The sequence below is a fragment of the Pedobacter planticolens genome (genome assembly GCF_014172375.1).
GTDB classification, from domain to species: domain Bacteria; phylum Bacteroidota; class Bacteroidia; order Sphingobacteriales; family Sphingobacteriaceae; genus Pedobacter; species Pedobacter planticolens.
Window position 1 is genome coordinate 206680 of the sequence record NZ_WNXD01000001.1, and the last position, 24460, is coordinate 231139.

At 33.3% G+C, this 24460-nt stretch carries 13 protein-coding genes; 7 read left to right on the top strand and 6 right to left on the bottom strand.

The genetic code is table 11. The features are described from left to right. Positions 1–2 precede the first annotated feature (2 nt). The 3 genes from GM921_RS00860 (at position 3) to GM921_RS00870 (ending at position 3388) form a co-directional block, all read left to right on the top strand. Positions 3–1247: an NAD(P)/FAD-dependent oxidoreductase gene (locus tag GM921_RS00860; protein WP_182920723.1), complete on the top strand. Its 1245-nt coding sequence runs from the start codon at positions 3–5 to the stop codon at positions 1245–1247. Between the two features lie 86 nt (positions 1248–1333). Beyond that, positions 1334–2140: a DUF1365 domain-containing protein gene (locus GM921_RS00865; RefSeq protein ID WP_262890398.1), complete on the top strand. Its 807-nt coding sequence runs from the start codon at positions 1334–1336 to the stop codon at positions 2138–2140. A gap of 9 nt (positions 2141–2149) precedes the next feature. Then, positions 2150–3388, top strand: coding sequence for an SAM-dependent methyltransferase (locus GM921_RS00870; protein ID WP_182920725.1), 1239 nt, complete (start codon positions 2150–2152; stop codon positions 3386–3388). 145 nt (positions 3389–3533) lie between these two features. Here the strand turns inward: GM921_RS00870 and GM921_RS00875 are convergent, their stop codons facing one another. The 3 genes from GM921_RS00875 to GM921_RS00885 all read right to left on the bottom strand — a co-directional run bounded on the left by GM921_RS00875 (position 3534) and on the right by GM921_RS00885 (position 8007). Then, positions 3534–4892 carry a DEAD/DEAH box helicase gene (locus GM921_RS00875; protein WP_182920726.1) on the bottom strand — a complete coding sequence of 453 codons (1359 nt, stop codon included), beginning with the start codon at positions 4890–4892 and terminating at the stop codon, positions 3534–3536. A gap of 412 nt (positions 4893–5304) precedes the next feature. Next, a complete protein-coding gene (locus GM921_RS00880) occupies positions 5305–6642 on the bottom strand; it encodes an MFS transporter (RefSeq protein WP_182920727.1) in 1338 nt (445 codons plus the stop codon). Between the two features lie 9 nt (positions 6643–6651). Next, positions 6652–8007 (bottom strand): APC family permease, encoded by a 1356-nt coding sequence (locus GM921_RS00885; protein WP_182920728.1) that lies wholly within the window; start codon positions 8005–8007, stop codon positions 6652–6654. A gap of 263 nt (positions 8008–8270) precedes the next feature. Here GM921_RS00885 and GM921_RS00890 point away from each other — a divergent pair, with 263 nt between their 5' ends. Both GM921_RS00890 and GM921_RS00895 read left to right on the top strand, forming a co-directional pair. Then, positions 8271–10175: a DNA topoisomerase IV subunit B gene (locus GM921_RS00890; RefSeq protein ID WP_182920729.1), complete on the top strand. Its 1905-nt coding sequence runs from the start codon at positions 8271–8273 to the stop codon at positions 10173–10175. Between the two features lie 124 nt (positions 10176–10299). Further along, on the top strand, positions 10300–12423 hold the full coding sequence (locus GM921_RS00895; protein ID WP_182920730.1) for an ATP-binding protein: 2124 nt from the start codon (positions 10300–10302) through the stop codon (positions 12421–12423). Between the two features lie 3 nt (positions 12424–12426). Here GM921_RS00895 and GM921_RS00900 read toward each other — a convergent pair whose 3' ends face one another. From GM921_RS00900 to GM921_RS00910, 3 genes are read right to left on the bottom strand one after another with little or no spacing between them, the layout of a single operon-like run. Further along, positions 12427–13410: a YihY/virulence factor BrkB family protein gene (locus GM921_RS00900; protein ID WP_182920731.1), complete on the bottom strand. Its 984-nt coding sequence runs from the start codon at positions 13408–13410 to the stop codon at positions 12427–12429. Positions 13411–13414: 4 nt separating this feature from the next. Beyond that, complete coding sequence (gene tamL / locus GM921_RS00905; RefSeq protein ID WP_182920732.1) at positions 13415–15733, bottom strand: translocation and assembly module lipoprotein TamL; 2319 nt, start codon at positions 15731–15733, stop codon at positions 13415–13417. After that, positions 15717–20702, bottom strand: a complete 4986-nt coding sequence (locus GM921_RS00910; protein WP_182920733.1) for a translocation/assembly module TamB domain-containing protein — start codon at positions 20700–20702, stop codon at positions 15717–15719. The genes tamL and GM921_RS00910 overlap by 17 nt, the downstream gene beginning before the upstream one ends. A gap of 155 nt (positions 20703–20857) precedes the next feature. Here GM921_RS00910 and GM921_RS00915 point away from each other — a divergent pair, with 155 nt between their 5' ends. Then, positions 20858–21346, top strand: coding sequence for a cytidine deaminase (locus GM921_RS00915; protein ID WP_182920734.1), 489 nt, complete (start codon positions 20858–20860; stop codon positions 21344–21346). A gap of 229 nt (positions 21347–21575) precedes the next feature. After that, on the top strand, positions 21576–24446 hold the full coding sequence (locus tag GM921_RS00920; RefSeq protein ID WP_182920735.1) for a DNA gyrase/topoisomerase IV subunit A: 2871 nt from the start codon (positions 21576–21578) through the stop codon (positions 24444–24446). The last annotated feature ends 14 nt before the right edge of the window (positions 24447–24460 follow it).

The window sequence follows — 24460 nt, forward strand, 5'->3', positions numbered from 1 at the left end:
CTATGCAGAAACTAGCAATAATAGGAACTGGAATAGCTGGGATGGGTTGTGGACATTTTCTTCACAAGAAATATGATATTACACTTTTTGAAGAGCTAAATTATATTGGTGGTCATACGAATACAGTTGCCGTAGAAGAAGATGGTAAAACTGTTTTTATAGACACTGGGTTTATGGTTTTTAATTACGAAACCTATCCAAATTTATGTAAGTTATTTAAAGAAATTGATGCACCAGTTAAAAAAACAGATATGTCTTTTAGTGTACAGTATTTACCAAGCGGATTAGAATATTCTGGTTCGAGCATGAAGCATCTTTTTGCACAAAAGCGAAATATATTCAACCCTTCTTTTTTAAAAATGTTGATGCAGATTAATCGTTTCAACAAAGAAAGTGTGGCCGTTTTAGACGATCCAAAATATGCAGATTATTCTCTTGGACAATATGTAAAAGAGTTTGGTTATGGGGAAGATATGGTTTGGAAATACCTTATACCAATGAGTTCTGCGGTTTGGTCTACACCGATGGAGCAGATTTTAGATTTCCCTGCAGTATCGTTAATTCGTTTCTTTAAAAACCACGGCTTTTTAGGTTTAGATACTCAACATCAATGGTGGACTTTGCATAATGGAAGTCAGGCTTACCGAGAAAAGCTAATTGCACCATTTAGAAATAAAATCAGAATAAGTACTAAAATTACCAGTGTAGAACGATTGGAGAATGGAAAAGTTTTAGTCACAACTTTAAAAGGCGAGGAATTGGAGTTTGATAAAGTAATTATGGCTAGTCATGCTAACCAAACACATCAAATAGTTAAAAGTAAAACTGAAGATGAAGAGCGATTGCTTTCTAAATTTAAGTATCAATCAAATACCGCTATTCTTCATACAGATAAAAGCCAAATGCCGAAGAAAAAATTAGCTTGGAGTAGTTGGAATTATAGAGTAGAAAAACAAGGAAATATTTTAGTGCCAAGTACTATTTATTGGATGAATCAATTGCAAGGAGTTTCAGATAAAGTAGATTATTTCGTATCGATTAATCCATCAGCTACACTTGATAAAAGTAAAATAATTAAAGAAATTGCATATGAACATCCACTATTTGATGTGCCAGCAATGCAAGCGCAAGAGGAACTTCACAAACTAAATGAAACTGGCCCTGTTTATTATTGTGGAAGTTATTTTAAATATGGTTTTCATGAAGATGCTTATAAAAGTGCAGTGGATTTGTGTAAGTTGTTATAGACCGTCATTGCGAGGAAGAATGACGAAGCAATCTATCTAGCAGGAAAGATTGCTTCACTGCGTTCGCAATGACGACAAGATGAAAAATGAAATTAAACTCATCAATATATTCCGCTAAAGTTATGCATCATAGGTTAACGCCTAAGAAGCATAGTTTTTGGTATGATGTATACCTATTTTATATTGATTTGGATGAAATTGAAAAACTAGATAAAAAGCTACGTTGGTTCAGTTATAATCGTTTTAATTTATTCAATTTTAGAGATAAGGATCATGTGCAATTTCCTAAGGAAAATCCCGACCAAACTAAAACAGTTAAACAACAAATCACTACGTATCTAAAATCCCACAATGTGGAGATTGGAAATGGCAAAATCAAACTATTAACTAACTTGAGTGTTTTAGGATATAACTTTAATCCTGTTTCATTTTACTTCTGTTTTGATGAAAATGAAAACCCACTTTGTGCAGTTTCAGAAATTAGTAATACGTACCATGAAATGAAAATGTTCTTTTTTGGAAAGGAAGATTTGGAGAACAATGTATTTAAGCAAAAGGCTGAAAAATTATTCTATGTATCACCATTTATAGATTTGGATACGTTTTTTGATTTCAAACTTACCATTCCAACTCAAAAATTAGACATTAAAATAGACGACTATGATAAAGAAGGGAACAGGTTTTTTATCAGTACATTAAATGGCGATAGGAAACCATTAACTAATAAAAATATGTTGCGTTATTTCTTTTCAATCCCCTTAATTCCTTTACAGGTTATGGGATTAATCCATTGGCAAGCATTTAAATTATGGATCAAGAAAATAAAATATCATCCAAAAGCTGCAAACCAAGATTTGCAAAAAGACGTATATAAACCTTATAAAACAAATTAAGATTATCACATGTCATCACTCTCTCTAACCAAATCGAAATCAGGATTTTACGAAAATGCAGTTGTGAACGCACTTTGTAAAATGGACAAAGGTTTTTTGAACTTGACTTTGCCTAGCGGAGAAAACTTGCAAATTGGTAATACAAATTCTAGCTATTATGCAAATTTAGAAATAAGAGATCCTAGATTTTTTAAGTGTGTGGTTTTATATGGAGACATTGGTTTTGGTGAAGCTTATGTAAATGGGTTGTGGGAAACTGATAACATAACTAATCTCATCAAATGGATTATCCTCAATATCGAAAATGCACCATCAGTTTCTGGCAGCAAAGTGAAAACTTTAGGGTTGAATTTATTCAAGTGGTTGAATAGAATTTACCATAATAATCGCTCGAATAGTATTACGGGCTCTCAGAAAAATATAGCTGAACATTACGATTTAAACAATGATTTCTTTGCCACTTTTTTAGATCGTTCAATGACTTATTCTGCTGCGTATTTTAAAACACCAGAACTAACTTTAGCAGAGGCACAAGATGAAAAATACCGTCGACTTTGTGAACAATTGTATTTAAAACCTTCTGATCATGTTTTAGAAATTGGAAGCGGCTGGGGTGCAAATGCTATTTTTATGGCAAAAAATTATGGTTGTAAAGTAACAACGGTCACCATTTCAAAAGAACAACAAAAACTTGGACAAGAAAGAGTTGCAGCTGCTGGTTTATCTGATCAAATAGAAATCATCATAAAAGACTACAGAAATATTCAAGGACAATTTGATAAGATTGTTTCTATAGAAATGTTAGAAGCAGTTGGTCATAATTATTTGGAAACTTATTTTTCTAAATGTGCAGAGGTTTTAAAACCTAATGGAATTTTCGCGTTTCAAGTAATTACAAGTCCAGATAATAGATATGATAGTTTACGACGAGGGGTGGATTGGATTCAGAAACACATTTTCCCAGGTTCTTTGCTGCCATCGGTTGCGGTAATCAATAAAGCAATTAACAATACTAGCGACTTAACATTAGTCGACTTGAAAGATTTAGGCTTAGATTATGCTAAAACATTAAAACTTTGGTATATCGAATTTAACCATAAAATCAACGAAGTAAAAGCATTAGGTTTCGATGAACGTTTTATCCGCAAATGGAATTATTATTTAAACTATTGCGAAGCGGCATTTGAAATGAGGAATATCAATGTAATGCAAATGGTTTATGCTAGACCCAATAATACAGAGAGATAAAACAAAAATGGTCCGTATTACTACGAACCATTTTTTATAATATTTGAGCGTCATTGCGATACCGATTTTTCATTGGGAGAAGCAATCTTTCCTACAAGATAGATTGCTTCGTCATTCTTCCTCGCAATGACGATAGAGCTAAAATTTAATCCCTTCTTCTGTTACCACCACCGCTAAACCTGCGGTTGCCACCACCAGCGTTTGCACCTGCAGTGCTACCTGTATGGTTTGGTTTTCTAGCACCACCTTGATGCGGTTTCTTTTTTGCACCACTTAAGTTTGGCTCACGTTCACGAGGCTCACGTTGGTTCCCTTTTTTCTTTCCACCACTTTTGGCAGCAGCAGCGGCTGACATTAAACTTTGCCAGCTCATTGCGTACGGATGATCTTCGTTTACTGGAACTTTTATACCAATCAATTTCTCAATATCATCTAAAAATTCTTTCTCTTCGCCATCGCAAAACGAGTAAGCAATTCCGCTTAAACCAGCTCTTCCAGTTCTACCAATTCTATGTACATACGTTTCAGGAATGTTTGGTAATTCGTAGTTAATTACGTGTGCTAATTCATCCACATCAATACCACGAGCAGCAATATCAGTAGCTACTAAAACACGAGTTGTACGAGCTTTAAAGTTTGTTAATGCTCTTTGACGGGCATTTTGAGATTTATTTCCGTGAATAGCTTCAGCCTTCACATTAATTTTCAGTAAGTCTTTAACCACTTTATCTGCACCATGTTTGGTACGCGTAAATACCAAAACAGTTTCAATCGCTTTGTCTTTTAATAAGTGAGCCAATAAGCTTCTTTTATCATTTTTCTCAACGAAATAAACTGCTTGTGTAATTTTTTCTGCTGTAGAAGAAACTGGAGTAACTTCCACTTTTACAGGATTGGTTAATATCGTGCTAGATAATTTCTGAATTTCAGTTGGCATCGTAGCCGAGAAAAACAAAGTCTGTCTTTTTGCAGGCAATTTGGCAATTACTTTTTTCACATCGTGAATGAAACCCATATCTAACATACGGTCAGCTTCATCCAATACAAAAATCTCGATATCACGTAGGTTCACAAAACCTTGGTTCATTAAATCTAATAAACGACCAGGAGTTGCCACTAAAATATCAACACCTCTATGTAGGGCATCAGTTTGTGCTTTTTGTCCGACACCACCAAAAATCACCAAGTGCTTTAAAGGTAGGTTTCTGCCATAAGCCTTAAAGCTTTCTTCAATTTGGATGGCTAATTCTCTTGTTGGCGTTAAAATTAAGGCTCTAATTGGTTTAGGTCCTTTTGTGTTTGTATGAGGTTTATCTAATAATTGCAACATCGGTATAGCGAATGCTGCGGTTTTACCAGTACCAGTTTGAGCGCATCCCAATAAGTCGCGTTTTTGTAAAATAGAGGGTATAGATTGCTCTTGTATAGGTGTAGGTTGTGTATAACCTTCGGTTTCAAGCGCCTTTAAAATAGGGGCTATGAGGTTTAATTCTGAAAATAACAAAGTATAATTTTTAAATGTAAAATATCGAAGAAGCTAGAACAATCATTGCTGGAAGGACTAACTTGCGAGTTGCTTTAAATGATAAAGAAATTCTGCTTCGGCACAAAGGTAAGTAAATTTATTAAACAATTGGTTAATGGCTCATTGTTGATAGTCAATCGCTATGGTCTATTAGCCATTTGCCTTTTTGAAAATGTTTGTCAGTGCTTTTCGGCAATTACAATCCTGCCCTCGCTACAATCTTTTTTGTACTTCGACAAGCTCAGTATGACAAAAAAGTATTTCCGCTAAGTCAGGTTTATAGAACGAAGAAAGAAAGTTATGGGGAAATTTTTAAGACTTGGCATTCGAAAATATATAGGTTAAAACATATAAGCTATCAACTATTGACCATTAACTATCAATCCCTCTTCTACTTTCTCTCCTTAAATCGTGTGAAAAATAATAGTGCCAAAACACAAAGTGCAAAACCAACTACACCATTTAAACGCAAACCATAGTCATTGCCTGGATCTTTTCCGTAAATAGTTAACATCGCAAAAATGGCAATTCCAATCGTTTGACCAAGTTTTACAAAGAGATATTTTACAGCGAAGAACATTCCTTCGTGATTTTCACCAGTTTCTAAAGTATCTTTTTGAGCTATGTCTGCTAAAATTGCGTTTGGCAAAATGCCTAATGCAGCTAAAGGAAAAGATGCGCAAATCACCAATAAATACATCTGATTACTCGGAGTAAAAGGTAATTTCCCTAAAAAGAAAATAGTAACGAAAATTAAGCTTAAAACGCCAAATGCCAATAATACCAAAGGTTTCTTGCCAAACCTCTTAGATCCATAATTGATAAATGGATAGAAAACCAACGATAAAACTACCATTAGCCCCATAAATTTACCACCATCCGAATCGGGTAGGCCAAGTAATACAGTTACAAAAAATAGCAATCCACTACTCATCAGGCTCAATGCCGTATAATAGGTAAAATCTGATATGAGATAATACTTGAAATTACTGTTTCTGAACGTATTTTTAATCGCGGGCAATAAAGGAATGTGGGTAGGTTTACTTTGCACATATTCCTTTTCATTGATGAAAATAATAGGTAAAATCATCACTATACCTGAAAAAATACTTAACCCCCAAATGGTGTATTGCAAGGCTTCAAATCGTTCAGTAACATGAAATACAGTTTGAATTAAATCGGCAAAATTATTGCAAAGCGCTCCTAAAATCATTCCTAAAACAAAACCAACTTGCTGAAAAGTAGAAAGTTTTACTTTTTCTTCGGGAGTATGTGTTAATTCAGCTAATAGCGCATTATAAGGAATAATATAAGTAGTTACAGAAACGAAAAATCCGGCTAAAACTAGGGTTAACCACCAGGCATTGCTTATACTTTCTCCTTTTACTAGCGGAGTAAAAACCAAACCACAGCAAATCACCGCAGGTAAAATTGCCCAGCGCATAATTGGAAAACGCCTGCCTTTTGGGTTGTTACTACTATCACTTATTGATGCAATAAAAGGATCGTAAGCAGCATCAAATAATCGGCCAGATGCCGCAATTAATGATAGGATATTAAAAGCTCCAAAAACCAAAAGCTGTGGTACCAAAGGTGATAAACCAGAATTAGTTGGCGGCAAATAAAAGTAAGGCAGCATCACAATAATTAGATTGGTCATAATACTCCAACCCATCATGCCAGATGCATAAATTAATTGTTTTTTAAAAGGTAGGGCTTGTATTGGCATTTATTCTGACTAAACCTGACTGCTTTCTTTTTTGTTATTAAAATATCTGATAATGAAGTAAATAACAATAAATCCTATAAAGATATATAAGCCATTTAACGCTGCATTTGGATCATCGCTATAAATACTGAAGGCTACAAATAAATATGCGGCAATAAATAAGAGCGGCAAAATTGGACCCAATGGAACAGTATAAATATCTTTTTTAGCTAAATGAGCAGTTTTTTTACGCAAAATGAAAATGGCAGCAGCCGAAGTTGCAAAGCCAATGCAATCTAAAAATATAGAGTAGTTTAAAATTTTATCGAAAGTTTGGGCGTAAAATAGTGTGAAAATGGAAATAATGGTAAAAACAGTTAAACTGACTATCATTACACCATGTTTTTTAGTGGTTTTAGTAAAGATTTTAGGCAATGCTTTTTCCTCGCCCATGGCATACATTGCTCTCGGATTGCTCAATAAATTCACATTCACGTAGCCTAAAACAGATAAATAAATTAAAACCGATAATAAAGAAAATCCGATTGGACCGAAAATTTTACCAGCTAATATAGCAGCAATACTTTCGGCAGTTTTAAGCTGTTCAAAACCAATTACTTTTACATAAGCGTAATTTATAGCCATGTACAAAGTGATAATTATGGCCAAACCAATGATAATGGAACGCGGTACAATCTTTTTTGCTTCTTTTACTTCGCCACCAAAATTGATCGTTTGCTGATAACCACCAAAACTAAAAGAAACAGCAATTAAACATAGGCCGAGCGCTTTTCCATAATCACTCCAAACTGGGGAGCTTCCAGTTACACTTTTAAAAATAGGGGTAATGCTTGTGGTTTGTTCGCCAAAAAACACTGCACATATTAAAGTAAGCACCATTACAATTTTAATAACGGTTAAAACATTTTGAGTTTTTGAGCTCGCTTTTAATCCTAATAAGTTAATTGCATAAAATATAATAATGCTAATGGTTGCAATGAGAATTCGGTATTCGCCAGTTTGCATTTGCGGATCAAGAATAATTTTACTCAAATATTCGGCACCAATTAATGCTATACCAGCAACAGATGCCGCGTTGGAAACTACGATGATACAATTGATAGCGAATGCAATAGATGGGTGATAACAAACGGAGAAAATCTTATAATACCCACCTGTAACGGGATAACGAGAGCCAATTTCGGCATACGTTAATGCACCACAAACAGCTATAATTCCACCAATAATCCATGCTAAAAAGAACAGTTCTGGAATTTGGGCTTTAGCAGCCACGCTAACAGGAGTTTTGAAAATTCCCATTCCGATTACTAAACTAACCACAATCATGGAAAGATCGAAAAGAGAGAGCTGTTTTTTAATTTGCATGAAGTTTAAATTGATTTTGGAAGATACAGTTTTTTAGTCTTGAGTCAAAAGTCAATAGTCTTGAGTAACTAGCTTGTGGCATAAATTAAAAATGTTCATTTGTGGAAACTTTGTAATTGATTTCCATAGAGATTAAATTAAATTTGTAATGCTGAGTTATTCCCCGTCATTTCGACGGAAGAATAATGGAGAAATCTGTTAAATAGTATTTCAATCTACCGATTCTTCGCTACTCTCTTAATACCATCTAAAATATACGAATTATGGCAGAACCGATTTATAATGACGATAGTATACGTTCCCTCGATTGGAAAGAGCACATCCGTTTACGACCAGGTATGTACATTGGTAAACTTGGCGATGGTTCTGCACAAGACGATGGAATTTATGTTTTGCTGAAAGAAATCGTAGATAATTCTATCGATGAATTTGTAATGGGATCGGGTAAAACTATCGAAATTACACTGTCAGAGCATAAAGTTAATATTCGTGATTATGGTCGTGGCATCCCTTTGGGTAAAGTTATAGATTGCGTTTCGAAAATAAATACAGGCGGTAAATATGATAGTAATGCTTTTCAAAAATCGGTAGGTTTAAATGGAGTAGGTACAAAGGCGGTAAATGCGTTATCAACCAATTTCGTAGTACAATCTTATCGCGATGGCAAAACGAAAAAAGTAGAATTTAGCAAAGGTGAAATTGTTTCCGATCAGCCAATAATTGAAACTACACAACGTAATGGTACGGCAATTACTTTTTATCCTGACGATACCATCTTTAGAAATTACCACTACATTCCGGATTTTGTAGAGAGCATGATTTGGAATTATGTGTTCTTAAATACAGGTTTAACCATCAGTTTTAATAATCAGAAATATTTCTCGGAGCGAGGATTATATGATTTGTTAAATAAAGTGGCCGACGTAGAAAATATTCGTTATCCGATAATTCATTTAAAGGGAAACGATATAGAAATTGCGATGACACATGGTCAACAATATGGCGAAGATTACCATTCTTTTGTAAACGGTCAGCATACTACGCAAGGCGGAACACACCAAGCGGCTTTTAGAGAAGCGGTGGTGAAAACTATTCGTGAGTTTTATAAAAAAGAATTTGATGCAAGTGATGTTAGGGCATCTATTATTGCAGCAGTTTCGGTTAGGGTGCAAGAACCTGTTTTCGAATCGCAAACTAAAACAAAATTAGGTTCTCAAAATATGGGTCCAGAAGGGCCATCAGTTCGTACGTTTATTATGGATTTTGTGAAGAAAGAATTGGATGATTATTTGCACAAACATGCTGATGTTGCCGATGCTTTGCTGAAGAGAATTATCCAATCTGAAAGAGAACGAAAAGACATTGCTGGCATTAAAAAACTAGCAAATGATAGAGCAAAAAAAGCTTCTTTACACAACAAAAAACTAAGAGATTGCAAGGTTCATTTTAATACTCCTCACGATAAAAGATACGAAACTACTTTGTTTATCACCGAGGGAGATTCGGCTTCTGGTTCGATCACAAAATCTCGTGATGTAGATTGTCAGGCAGTTTTTAGCTTAAAAGGAAAACCTTTAAACTGCTACGAACTTACCAAAAAAGTGGTGTATGAAAATGAAGAGTTTAATTTGCTACAACACGCTTTAAATATTGAAGATGGTTTAGAGGGTTTGCACTATAATAACATTGTAATTGCAACAGATGCTGATGTAGATGGAATGCATATTCGCTTATTAATGATGACTTTCTTTTTGCAGTTTTTCCCTGATTTGGTAAGAGCTGGACATGTATACATTTTGCAAACACCATTATTTAGGGTTCGTAACAAAAAAGAAACTATTTATTGTTATAGTGAAGATGAACGTCGTGATGCGATTGAAAAATTAGGTGGCAAACCAGAAATTACTCGATTTAAAGGTTTGGGAGAAATATCACCAGATGAATTTGGTTTATTTATAGGTAAAGATATTAGGCTTGACCCAGTAATTTTGAAAGATCAGACTATAAAAAGCTTGCTAGAATATTATATGGGTAAGAATACCCCAGAAAGACAGCAGCACATTATTAAAAATTTAAGAATAGAAAAAGACGAAATTAAAGAAGAAGAAAGAGAAAGAAATGATGCAAATACGAATACTGAAGAACCAGAAAATTTGGAGGTAGCTTAATTTTGTAAATTAACTTACAAGCAATACTTATTTTACTGTATGTTTGTGTACTCCTCTACTTGTTATTAAAAAAATTGCCCTAGACTTAATTTTTGGGCATTTGTAATTTTAATTAACGAGTATTATGCCTTTTTCTTCTGCCAAAAATCCTTCAACACGTTATAGTCTTGTCGTTTTTTTAATAATAGCCCTATTTTTATGTGCTATTTTTTTCTACGTTCGAAATAATAGAACTACTGTTTTATTAAATGATATTCATCAACTTTCTGAGTTAAAGGAAGATTACAGTCAGATAGATTCGTGTATAATCGTATTGTATAATGCAGATAACAATTGCCGATTATTTGCTGTTACAGGTCAGAAATACTACATCCAACGGTTTACGAGTGATATAAACTTTGTTTCAAACATTTTAGATAAGATTAATAGTAAGGCGGACGAGAATGAAAAAACTAGTCCCAAAAACATTAAGACATTAGTTAATCAAAAAAGAAATAGAACTGAACTCTACTTAAAGTTAAGATTATTAACTGATAGCTTAATTAATATTTCTTCAGGAGTGGACACGACTCGAGTTCAGGCTGATACCCGTAATAATCTTACGTATAAAAATATCAAAAAAATGGTTAAGGTTGATACTATCAGCACTGCTGCTAAAACCCAACCAAAGCGAAAGTTTTTTGAAAGATTAGCTGCTGTGTTCTCCAAAAGAAAAAATGAAGTTAGAGATACTTCTTATAAATTGGTTAGAACGGAAACCAATTTCGACACTTTTTCACAAAATAAAAGTTATAGCATAGCTCAATTACCGAATGTAAATAATTTGTATGCGGCTAATAATATGCTCAAAAAAAATGAAATAGCCATTTTACAGATTAACAATAAAATAATTACGGAGCTGGTTTCTCTACTGCAAACCTATAAAAAGCATGAAATGGGTTTTGCTTCACAAAATAGAAAAGAGCTGAATACTATTATTAAAGATAATTTTAAAAGCATTGATGAAATTTTTATTTTAAGTATCATGGTGCTTTTAATATTGGTTTCTGCCATTTTGTATAATATTTGGAAGATTTATAGAAATGAAAATGAGCTAATTAGTTATAGCAAGAAAGCATCTCAATATGCGATTTCTAAAAGTAGATTTTTAGCAAATATGAGCCATGAGATACGCACACCATTAAACTCGATTATCGGTTTTTCAGAACAATTAAGTCATAGTAAATTAAATGAACAACAAGTAGAACAATTAACTGCAATAGAAAATTCATCTATCATGTTGTTAGATGTTGTGAATGATATTCTCGATTTTTCTAAATACGAAACTGGTAAAGTTAGCTTTGATAAAATTTCATTTATCCCGCTAGATGCGATTACTGAGGTATTTAATAGCATGAGTATTTTGGCAAGCAAAAAAGGAATTGAATTAAAAAAGGATATTTCTTTTGAAGAGAATATTTGCTTTTCAGGAGATTCACTTCGTTTAAAACAGGTGGTAATGAACTTGTTAAGTAATGCAATTAAGTTTACCACTAAAGGTTCAGTTACACTAAAGGCAGATATTAGTTTAAACACGAAAAAACAAGGAATATTAAAAGTACATATTATTGATACTGGTATTGGCATTCATCCCGGAAACTTAGATATGATATTTGATGAATTTGCCCAAGTATATTATTCATCAGCTAATGTAAAACAAAAGGGAACGGGCTTAGGTTTAGCGATTTGCAAAAAGATAGTGGAGTTTAAAAATGGGCAAATAAAAGTAAGTAGTAAGCTGGGAGTCGGTTCTATATTTAGTTTTGAAATTCCGTACGAATTATGTAGTAAGAATGTGGTAATGCGTAAAGAATCTACTTTTGTTAGCTTAACTCATTTAGAAGGGAAGCGGGTTTTATTAGCTGATGATAATAAAATGAATGTTTTATTGATACAAACGGTTATTAAAAAATACAAAATGCTGAGCGATGTTGCTTATGATGGCAAACAAGCTTTTGAATTGTTTGCAAATAATACGTATGATTTGATTTTAACAGATATTCAAATGCCTGAAATGGGAGGAGTGGAGTTAACACGTAAAATTAGATTACATGCTGATGCTACTAAAATAAATATCCCGATTTTAGGAGTTACTGCAAATGTTTTACAAGAAGATCGTGAAAAATATATCGAATCTGGGATAAATGATTTGGTGTTAAAACCGTTTTCGGAAAAAGAGTTGATGGATAAGATTATAGGTTATATTTAAACTTTAGGGTTGTTCAACGGTATCTTCTGGATGTTGAGGAGGTAAAATGGTAACTTTCTTTTCTACAATTATTGTTTTTAAATGCACTGCATATTTTGTTGGCGCAATACTTTCATCGTATTTTTCGGCGTAAACTTGAGTAAATTCAGCTCCAAAATACAAAATGATAGCGGTATAATAAATCCACACTAAAATAATAATAACAGAACCTGCTGACCCAAATACTAATCCTGGGTTTGATTTTTCTAAATAAAGTCCAATTAAATATTTTCCTAATCCAAAAAGTAAAGCAGTAAATGCAGCACCAATCAAGGCCGATTTCCATTTCAAAATTACATCGGGCAATACCTTAAAAATAACAGCAAATACGCCTGTTACCACTATAAAAGTTAACACATTGTTTAAAATTAGAATGATAAATGCAGTGGTATTTGTAATTTCTGGAATAAACTTAGATAGTTTATCGCCAAAACTTAAAACTACACTATTCACAACTAAGGAAACCAAAAGCAAAAACCCAAGGGAAACGATTAGTGAGAACGAAAGTAAACGATTGGTCAGTAATTTTTTCCATCCTTTTTTAGGTACGGCTTTTACTTTCCAAATTAAATTTATGCTATCCTGTATTTCGGTAAACACCGCTGTAGCTCCAATTACGAGAATAATAATTCCTATTACTAATGCGAACGAACTTTTGCCAGATAAACTCGCATTTGCTACAAAACCTTGAATTTGTACGGCAGCGTCATGCCCAACCATTTTATTAATTTGAGAAAAAAGCTTGTTTTCAATCGCATCTTGACTGTAAATTAAACTGGCGGATGAAATAACGATAATAATTAATGGCGATAAGGAAAAGATAGTGTAATAGGCTAATGCAGCGCTTAGTTTCGTAACTCTATCTTCCGAAAACCCTTTCCCAGCTGCTATAAACAAATGCACTGTACTTATTAAAAAGTTTTTCGCCTTCTTTATTAAATTAGTCATGTTATTAAAACGGGTATCCGATGCCAATGTTTAAAATAAAATTTTCTTTACGCCAAGTTTTACTGCCAAAATCTACTTGATCCAATACCCAACGTTGTCCACTTGGTAAATAAGGTTTCCGAATTGGGAATGCACCATCTAATCTAATCACAAATATTTGAGCATCAATTCTTAAGCCTGCACCAGTACCAACAGCTAATTCGCTTAGTGTGTTTTTGAGTTTAAATCCTGAACCTGGTCTTCCACTTCCTGGAATTGCAGGATCTCCTTTATCTTCTTTTCGAAGCCAAACATTACCAGCATCAACGAATACAGCACCATATAAAACGCTTACAATCTTAAACCTCAACTCTGTATTTAACATCATTTTTATATCGCCACCTTGATCTGCGAATTTTGCATCAGGCTTAACTTTAAAAGTGCCTGGGCCTAATGTTCTAGCTCTAAATGCTCTAATATCATTACTTCCGCCAGCAAAAAACTGACGTACAAAAGGCAAAGAAGTGCTATTGCCGTAAGCGTAACCATAACCGAAGTTTAATCTGCTTGCCCAAGTTACATTTCTGTTGATTTTGTAATAGTCTCTTAAATCAGTTTCAAGTCTAACAAATTGAGTAAGTGGAGTATTGAAAAATTCTCGTTTCCCTAAATCATTTTTCTGTACAAATAATCCCCATAAATTACCGCCAGTTTCTATGCTGCCAAAAAAGTACGTATTATTTCTACGCTTATCTTCCATTTGATTGGTGTACGTGAAGTTGTAATTGCTACCAATTATAAATTGTCGTTCTAAAGCACTTCTTAAATAAGGATTTTCCAAATAAAGGCTTTTCTCTACAGAATCTGAAGGGAAACTAGGCTGAACATAATTGACAGAAATTGGGTTTAAATTATGCTCTTTATAGATATTTTCTTTAAAACTATAACCAAATTCTGCCTTAAATGCATTTAAAGAATATTCTGAGCCTCTACTTAATAATTGATAAGAAAGCGATGCAATAGTTTTAGGAATAAATGCATTTGTAACTCTAGGTTTATAAAAAGGAACTATAAATTGAGGAAAAGTTAATTTGCCTTCTGCAGTAAAAGAATAAGAATTTAAACCTCGAGATTGTCCGCTAACTTGTGTTTCAAAACCACCACTTAGACTTACATCTAACTGCTCTGCACCTCTAAATAAATTTCGTGTGGTTTGAGTTAATTTAACTTCAGAGCCTACAAAATTATTCGATTTACTTGTTCCAGTAACTGAAAAAGTTAATGAGTTTTTCTTGAGTGGAGTGAGATAAATGTTTAGGTTTAATTGATTGTTTTTGAAACTATCGATTGGTAAAAATTCTGCTCTAACATCTTGAAAAGCGCCAATGTTTACCATCCTATTTAAAGATTGATTATGGTCTTTTCTGTTGTAATTTTCTCCTTTCTTGAAGAAAACTAATCTGTCGAATAATTTAGGTTTGAAAGTGTTTCTATTATCGTAAATATTGAAATCGTTATACTGTAAGGGCATTAAACTTCTTAATAAACTATCTCTACGTAAATTATAATTTGGATAAATATTGATGTTTTTAATAGTGTAAGGTTTTAATCCAGCATCTGGAGAACTATTTTTAATGTTTACATTGATATCAACCAAATTTTTGCCAATTGTACTATCTACTTGTAAAATCAAATAATCTGGACTGAAATAGAAATAACCACTTTCTTTTAAATCGTTATCAATTCTAATGCGCTCATTTTTATAGGTATCTAAATCGTAAAAATCACCAATCTTTAAAAGTGTTTTATCTTTATTTAAATTGATGATATGCGTTAAATTTCCTGTGTCTTTTGGGAAAGTTATGCTGCTAATTTTATACCTAATTCCTGTATTTACAGTATAAACAGCTTTCCCTTTTTTACCTTTTATAACCGTATCCCCGGTAACATCAGATTGTAAATATCCTTGGCTAATCAAATAACTTTTTAAAACATCGTTATTGTATTTAATTTTTACCTCACTCAATAAAACTGGAGGTTCGCCAATCTTGTTTTTTAACCAATTGCCAATGCCTTTTGGCTTCACGGTATCAGGAGCTAGATTGTGAATCAACAACTTATATTTAATTCCTAATATCGATTTATTTGGAGTTGGTCTAGTTTTGCTTTCTAAAGTTTTTTTAACCTCTTTTTGGTCATCAATTCTTGCAGATGAATCCGGATTGATATTTATATCCGCCCCAGTATACAAATATTGCCCAGGTTTTAATCTGCTGGTTGTACTACAGCTAGTCACAACCAAACAAGCCAATAAAAATAATATCGATTTAATTAGTTGTTTCATTTTTTGTTTTTTCTTCTATTTGTTTTCTTATTTTTTTCTTGCGGGATTGGAAAATCTCTCTAAACTTATTGTAGTCTACAACTAACGTAAATCCGAGGCCAGTTTCTATAATCTGCCCTTCAACTATTCCTTCATTTTGGTTACGGCGATAAAATCTTAATCTATATCTTCCATCAGCAGAAAGTGCGTAATCTATATTTACATTTCCTGCAATATTTGATGAACTTTGTCCAGGTGTTTTAGGGCCTTCTAAACCAAACGAACTTCCTACAGTTACTGTCAATCTATCGCTCAATAATTTTTTAGATAAACCGATTTCTAAATCTGTTTTTTGTTGTAATGCTCCAGTAGAATAATCTTCAGAAGAGTTAACACCAAAGTCCAAATCTACACCTTGAATTAAATCAGATGCTAAATTATTCAATTGCTCAGTTAATAATTTGCTTACACTAGATCGAGCTAAAGTAGAAGCACCACCACCACCACCAGCTAAACTTTGGAAAGGATTATTGGCAATAAATCGGTTTAAAGCAAGTAATGCAAAAACTTGTTTATTCAGTTCATTTTCATCTCTATTTACATTTTGTAATTTGGTGTAAACGGTTCCTTCCAATGCGCCACGTTCGTTTTCTGGTAAATCAATTTTGAAAGAAATGGTTGGTTTTAGTAACTCATCTTTCATGTATAGATACACTTGGAAAGGTAATTTCGTTTTTGCTCTAATATTATCTGGTTCGTTAATTAAATCAATTGGAGCGGCATTAACTTCATATAATGCGGTTAAATTAACAGTTGCTGCGGTTGGCTCACCTGTCCAAATAATAGTGCTTCCTTTTACAATTTTAAATGGTCGTTTACCCAATGGTGCAACAGTTAAACTATAAGAACCTTCGTCAACTTCATAACGTCCAGTTAAACTAATTTTTCCGCTAGGATCTATTGTTGCGTTCAAATTGGCATTGCCTTTTATGCTTAAATTATCTCCATTTTGAGGATCGACAACTACATTCAATTCAGCATCTGGATCAACAGTTATGTCAGCAACGAGATTTAAACCTTTAAGCGGAGATTTACTTATGCTATCTGCTTTTAAGTCCTTTTTGCCATTAAATGGAGGCGTATCTTTATCAATAAACTCCACAATTCCGTCTTGTTCAATTACCGATGGATCACTTATTGGTAAAGCATAGAAGAATTTTGTTCCTTTGTTAACTTTCACGTTCATGTTAACATCTGGTTGATTTAAATCTCCGCGAACTTTTATCGTACTGGTTAAAAATACTGTACCATAAATCATATCATTATCAGCTGCGGTAGAATTTAATGCTCTAAAATTATTCGTTCTAATGTCTAAACCAAATCTTACATTTTTAAAATCTGTGGTGTAAATATTTCCATCGATAATTGCTTTTTTCCCTAATGAATCAATTAACGTGAAGTCGTCAAACCTAATTCCTTCATTTGTAAACGCAATTTGCTGATCAGGCATAGTAAAGTACGAGTTGATGTAGGCCACGTTAAATCCAGCATTGTTAAACTTAAGCGCACCCAATATTTTAGGCGCCGTTAATTCTCCTTTTACAGAAAATTGACCTGTTAATGTCCCTTTTCCATTCCTTATTTGACCTAAACTAACACTTTCTATTTCTCGTAAGTCTATTTTGTCAATATTTACAACTAAGTCTAACGCACTTTGTGGCGCTGTGTAGTAAAACCCTTTTGCACTTAATTCATGAACGCCTTTTAATCTCGCATCAACTTCAAAAGCATTCTCAGTATTATTATTGACTAATAAACTCAAATCTCCAAGTTCATCTTTTTGATAACGTAATTTATTCACAGTTAAATTGGCTTCGAATTTAGGATTTGATACTAAGTCTTTGACATCAATTTTTCCGTTAATTGTACCGCCAACCAAAGTCGTATCAGTTTCTGCAAATTTGGTTAGCGTTTCTATTTGGAAGTTTTTAAACTCTACTTCTAAAGGTGAGTTTGGAGTATTGTTAGTGCTGTTAATGCTTAGTAATTGCGAACCTTGACTTAAATTAAATTGATTGGCCAAAATACCAGATTGACCAAATTGTATATAATTTTTTGGATCAACAGTCCATTTTTCGTAATCCAATAAGAGCTTGTTGGGATCTAAACTAAATCTGAAATCTTTATTAAATGAGTTGAAAATCCCTGCAATTACGTATTTATCTTTTCGTTGTCTATCTCGAAGAAATACATTTGCATTTAGCTGATTATTTGCTGCATTGCCCGAAATTTCACTGTTAAATAAAACGATAGTAGGACTTTGAATACTCTTGATTGTGAAATTGTAATTTAATTTTTGATTGTTGTTATTTACTACAATTCGAGTGCTATCTATAGTATAATCGCCATAAACTATTTTTGGAAAAGAAGCATTCATCAATAAGCTGTCCTTTTGTGTGTCTAACAATCCATTAATAGTTGATGGTACGAAAGAGGTCAATTCTGGCACAAAATCTTCTAAGAATTTAGGATTGTAAATATTGATAGCAAACCGAAATCGCTGATCTGGAATGGGAGTAACTTCACCAAATTGATAATATTTATTGATCTGATTAATTACTGCATTTCCGATTTTACTCAATTGATATTTCCCATCAATTTTTGCACTTAATAATTCAGATTTTAAAGAAAGTCTATTCTCTGTTGCGGTAGAAAGTGCATGTAGCTCAACAGTATCTACATTAAATTTTTTGCCTTCTTTTACCAATTGCAAACCAGTGGCAAAAACATCACCATTTAAATAATCTATGTCAACAGTGCTGATATTCGCTTTAATATTCCCTGCAACTTTAAACTCTGTTTTACTAAAATTTAGTTTCTGCAAATCAACTTGTTTCAAATCTACATTTGCTTTTAAAGCAAGATATTTTCCTGCTAAGTTAATTTGTGCGTTTAAATTAAAGTTCGCATTACTATCAGGCATATTACTTTTGACATTTACTAGCTGATTAGCGTAAGTTCCACTCAAACTCAAATTGCGATAATTATATTTATTGTACGTAGCACTTAAAACTTTCGCATTAAACTTCGCATTGATTTTTTTAGGATCTAAACCCGTTCCAACTACATCAGCTTTAGCGGTAATTTTGCCCAATGTTGCTTGTTGTTTTAGCAGTTTTCCTACATTAAAATTGTTTAAACTGATATTCGCTTTGTAACTCTCTTTACCTTTTGGCCCTTTCATATTTGCAACAACTACAGCACCACCCATATCTGTTTGTACATTTAGGTTGGTGTTGAAATCTGTCATTGAACCCTTGAAATTCCCTTTCGCATCAATTACATTTGGTAATTCTATAGTAGGGGGTAACGATTTTTTTGGAACGATAACTAGAATATCACTTTTAGTTAAATGAAGTTTCTTAATAGTTAAATCGAGATAGGTTTTATTAATATCAGGTAATCCTTTTGCCTTACCGCTAATGTCAATTTGTGTGTTTTTTAAGCCGCTAATTTGCAATTGAGGAATATTCAAATTGTTTAAATATCCGTTTACATTCGCATTGATTTTAATTTTTTCATTTCGATAATTTGCAGGAATTGCATCACTGAAAAAAAATGCATCCTTTAAACCTATGGTTGTGTTTTTAAAGTTTAAACTCAATCTCACTTTTTCAGGATGTTTGGTTAAATCATCTAACGAAGTAAAGTTCAATTCAGTTGCGTTTTCTATGGTCGTATTTGGAGTTTTTAAAATGAAGTTGGCTAATTTAATTTGCTTGTCATTATAAATCGCATTGCCTTTTAAATCGTTTAAAATGAAACCACTTTTATCTTTTAAAGAGCTATTATTTACTTTAACTGTAATTCCGCCATTACTAAAATTCAAATCATTAGCTCCTAAATTTAAATTGGTAATGTTAAGATGATTAAAATCTAAACCTTTTGTTGGTTTTGCGGCTAAATTATCAAATTGTAGTTCATTGTCATTAAAATCAACTTTCTTTAAAAATAAAGCCAAAGGCGATGTTTCTACAACAACTGTATCTTTTACTTTTTTTAGATTATTACTCGGTGCAGGTTTAAAAGCAAGCAAAATTTTCGATTTATTTAATCTGGCTTCATCGGCGTTGTACTTGCCATTTGTTAAATCTACTTTTAAATTAACCAAGCCTAAATCATTTAAGTTTGCAATTGCTTTTGTAGTTGATAATTGATCGTCGTAGTTGATTTTTACATTGCTAAATGAAAAATTTTGTACAGTTATCGTTGGTAATTTTCCGGTTTCTTTTTGTGTGCTGTCAACACTATTGGTAATATGTTGCACCAATTGCGTTAAAGGTTTCTGCTGAAGATAATTTAGCGACGTGTTTTTTAAACTTAATTCTTTGATAACGTAATTCTGTTTAGCTAAATCAAAATCTTTAATCCTCGATTTAAATTCGCCAAGATGTAATTTCACATCGTTACCTGCAACATCATCCCGATAGGTAATACCAATATCTGTAAATAAAACTTTATCAATTCTAAACTTAAGCGGGGCAGAAGCGGTATCAGTTTCAGGATTTTTTTTCTCCTCAGTCATAAAAGCATCTACCAAAAAAGAAAAATTGAAACTCGTATCCGGATTAATCCGTTTTACATTAGCACGTATGTTTTTTAGCTCAATATTATTAATCTCAACTGTGTTTTTGAGCAATTTAAAAAGATTAATATCTACCGCTAGCTTTTCAGCATACAAAAGTGTATCGCCCTTTCTATCTTCGATATAAAATTTACTTAAGATTACATCTTTAGGCAGAGCGATTTTAATACTTTCTAGTCTGATTTCTGTCTTTGTTTTGTTTTTGAGATAGGAAATAGCTCTATTTTTAACAAAATTTTGTACTGCTGGAATATTTAGGGAAACCGCAAGTAGCACAACTAGTAAAATTAAACTAGCTATAACCCAGAGGGTAATTTTAAGGCCTTTGCGTAAATATTTCTTCAAACGAAAATTAGTTGAGGTGATTAATAAATTTGGTCGCTAAAACCATGCCATCAAAATAACGTTTTTAAAGCAAAAAGGTTCTGAAAAGTTCATTAGAATTTAAAGAAAAAATAGCTTAGGTTTATATCCCGCAAATAATTTGTGGAACTAAGTATATGAATACACAAAACTTTACAATCAGCTACGAGACTTTTGATGGTTTAGAAGAACTTTCTGAAACAGACCAAATGTTATGTAATAAAGCAAAAGAAGCATTGGCTTCTTCACACTCACCATATTCTAAATTTAAAGTCGGAACAGCAGTTTTGCTGGCTGATAATCAGGTGGTTTTAGGGAGTAATCAAGAAAATGTTGCTTACCCATCTGGACTTTGTGCAGAGCGAGTTGCACTATTTACAATTGGGTCAAATTATCCAAATGCGATTATAAAATCGATGGCAATTACGGCACAAACTGCAAATTTTAAAATAGAAAACCCAGTTACTTCTTGCGGCGCATGTTTACAAGTAATGGCAGAATATGAACAAAGACAAAAATCGCCAATTGATGTTTTGTTTTACTGTATTGACGGCAAAATTATTAAAGTAAGAGGAGTGAAGAGTTTATTGCCTTTCGGTTTTGTTGAGGATAGGTTGGGTGGGTAAAACCTCAAATAGTTGTACAAACCTGCGTTGACTAAACCCGATGGCAGCGAACACGAAGTAAAGTGAACAGCGGGAGTAACATTAATAGGAATTGGATTTTAGCTTTTCAAATTCAATCTAAAATCTAAAATCCAACATCGTAAATTTATTTCACAACGTGTTCAAAACTTCTCTCTAAAATTCTGCCAACAAGCGTTATATTTACGCATCCCAAATACTTTAATAGCGAATGAGTGACGAATTAGAAAACAACTTAAACGAAGAAAATAAACATACAATTACCCCAATTAATGGGCTTTATGAAAATTGGTTTCTCGATTATGCTTCTTATGTAATTCTAGATAGGGCGGTTCCGCACATACACGATGGTTTAAAACCTGTGCAGCGCCGTATTATGCATTCGCTTAAGGAAATGGACGATGGACGATTTAATAAAGCGGCCAACGTTATTGGGAATACGATGAAATATCATCCGCATGGAGATGCCTCAATTGGCGATGCGATGGTGCAAATTGGTCAGAAAGATTTATTAATAGATTGTCAGGGCAACTGGGGCGATCCTGTTACAGGAGATAGCGCTGCGGCACCTCGTTATATCGAAGCACGTTTATCGAAATTTGCAAACGATGTTGTTTTTAATGCTGATACTACCATTTGGCAATTAAGTTACGACGGTAGAAACAGCGAGCCCGTTACGTTACCAGTTAAATTTCCCTTATTATTAGCGCAAGGAGCCGAAGGTATTGCCGTTGGATTGGCGACTAAAGTTATGCCGCACAATTTTGTGGAATTATTGGATGCGTCGATAGAAATTTTAAAAGGAAATAGAAGCAACATTTTACCAGATTTCTTTACGGGTGGGATGGCCGATTTTTCTAACTACAACGAAGGCATGCGTGGTGGTAGAATTAGGGTTCGGGCAAAAATTACAGAAAAAGATAAAAAGACTTTGGTGATTACCGAAGTTCCATATAGTACCACAACCGGATCTGTTATTGATAGTATTTTAGCGGCCAACGATAAGGGCAAAATCAAAATCAAAAAGATTGAAGATAATACAGCTGCTCATGTAGAAATTGTAATTCAACTAGCACCCGGCATCTCGCCAGATGTTACGATTGACGCATTGTATGCCTTTACTTCTTGTGAGGTTTCAATTTCGCCAAATACGTGTATTATTAAGGATGATAAACCTCATTTCTTAACGGTTAATGATATTTTAGAACAGAATACCAAGCACACTAAATTTCTGTTAAAACGTGAATTGGAGATCCGTTTGCACGAATTACAAGAACGAATTTTCTTTAGTTCATTGTTAAAGATTTTCATTCAGGAAGGGATGTATAAAAATCCTGAATATGAAAATTCAACTGATTTTGACGGTGTTGTTACGGTTTTAAATTTATTGTTTGACCCTTTTAAAGCCTCATTATATAGAGAAATTTTACCTGAAGATTTTAAAAAGCTAATTGATAAACCAATGAGTAGCATCACTCGATTTGATGTGAAAAAGGCAGATGAGCAAATGAAAGCTTTGGAGGATGAAATAAAAGTAGTTAAAGGCCATTTGCGTCATTTAACGGATTACGCCATTGCTTGGTATCAGAAATTAAAAGATAAATATGGCAAAGGCCGAGAACGTAAAACGGAAATTCGTCTGTTCGATAAAGTGGAAGCTAGTAAAGTGGCGCTGGCAAATGTGAAATTGTACATGAACCGTGAAGATGGTTTTATTGGTACGGGTTTACGTAAGGATGAGTTTGTGGCAGATTGTTCTGATATAGATGAAATTATCGTTTTTAGAGAAGATGGGAAATGTATTGTTTCCAAAGTAGCCGATAAAACTTTTGTTGGTAAGGGAATTATCCATGCACAAGTATTTAAAAAAGGCGATGATAGAACGGTTTATAATCTCATTTATAGAGATGGCGCTAACGGAACGAATTACATTAAACGTTTTTCGGTTTTGGGCGTTACCCGCGATAAAGAATACGATTTAACTAAAGGAACAAAAGGCTCTAAGATTTTATATTTTACCGCCAATCCGAATGGTGAAGCGGAAGTAATTACCGTACAACTTAAACCACATTCTAAACTTAAAAAACTACAATTTGATATAGATTTTGCAGAAACTGCGATAAAAGGTCGTGCATCACAAGGTAATATCATTTCTAAATATCCGGTTAAAAAGGTTTTATTTAAAAGTAAAGGTGTTTCTACATTATCAGGATTAAAGATTTGGTACGATGAATTATTGAAGCGGTTAAATGTAGATGGAAGAGGAAAATATCTTGGTGAGTTTGATGGCGATGATAAGATTTTGCAAGTTAATGTCGCAGGTTGGTATGAATTGACTTCATTCGACTTAAGTAATCACTTTGATCCAGGAATTGTGTTAATGCAAAAATTTGATCCTGAAAGAGTTTACGGATTGGTGCATTACGATACCAAAGCGAAAAACTATTTTGTAAAACGTTTTGTGTTCGAATTACAACCTGCAGGTAAAGAAGTCAGCATAATAAGCGAAGAACCTGGTTCTAAATTGATTTTAATTACCGGAAAATCAGATGCTCAAGTGCAAGTTGATGTAGAAAAAGGAAAATCTAAAACTCCAGAAACTTTGTTGTTGGATTTGACAGGATTAATTGATGTTAAAGGGCTAAAAGCAAATGGTAACCGGCTTTCGCAACACGAGGTAAAAAATGTGAGTTTAGTTAATGCGGAATCTGAAATAGGAACAGAGCTTGTTGAAATTATAACTGTTATAAAAACAGATTCTAATGTATTGTTGGATGAGGAAGAAGATTTAGTCGAAAACTCAATAGAAGTAGTTGATGAAATAACTATTGAAGAAGAAATAATAGAAGATGAAATTTCAACTGCTAATTCGGAGAGTGTTGAAATTGTTGAGGTAGAACCTGAAGAAGAAATCGAACAACCTATTATAGAAACTCCAGCCGTTAAAGTTGAACCAAAAGTTGAAAAACCAGAAGAAGAAGTAAAACCAGAAGAACCTAAACCTGCTAAAAAAGTAGATTTCGAAATCACCAATCCAGATGATATAAAGATTGACGATAAAGGGCAGTTAGGGTTTTTTTAATAAAAGAGAATAAA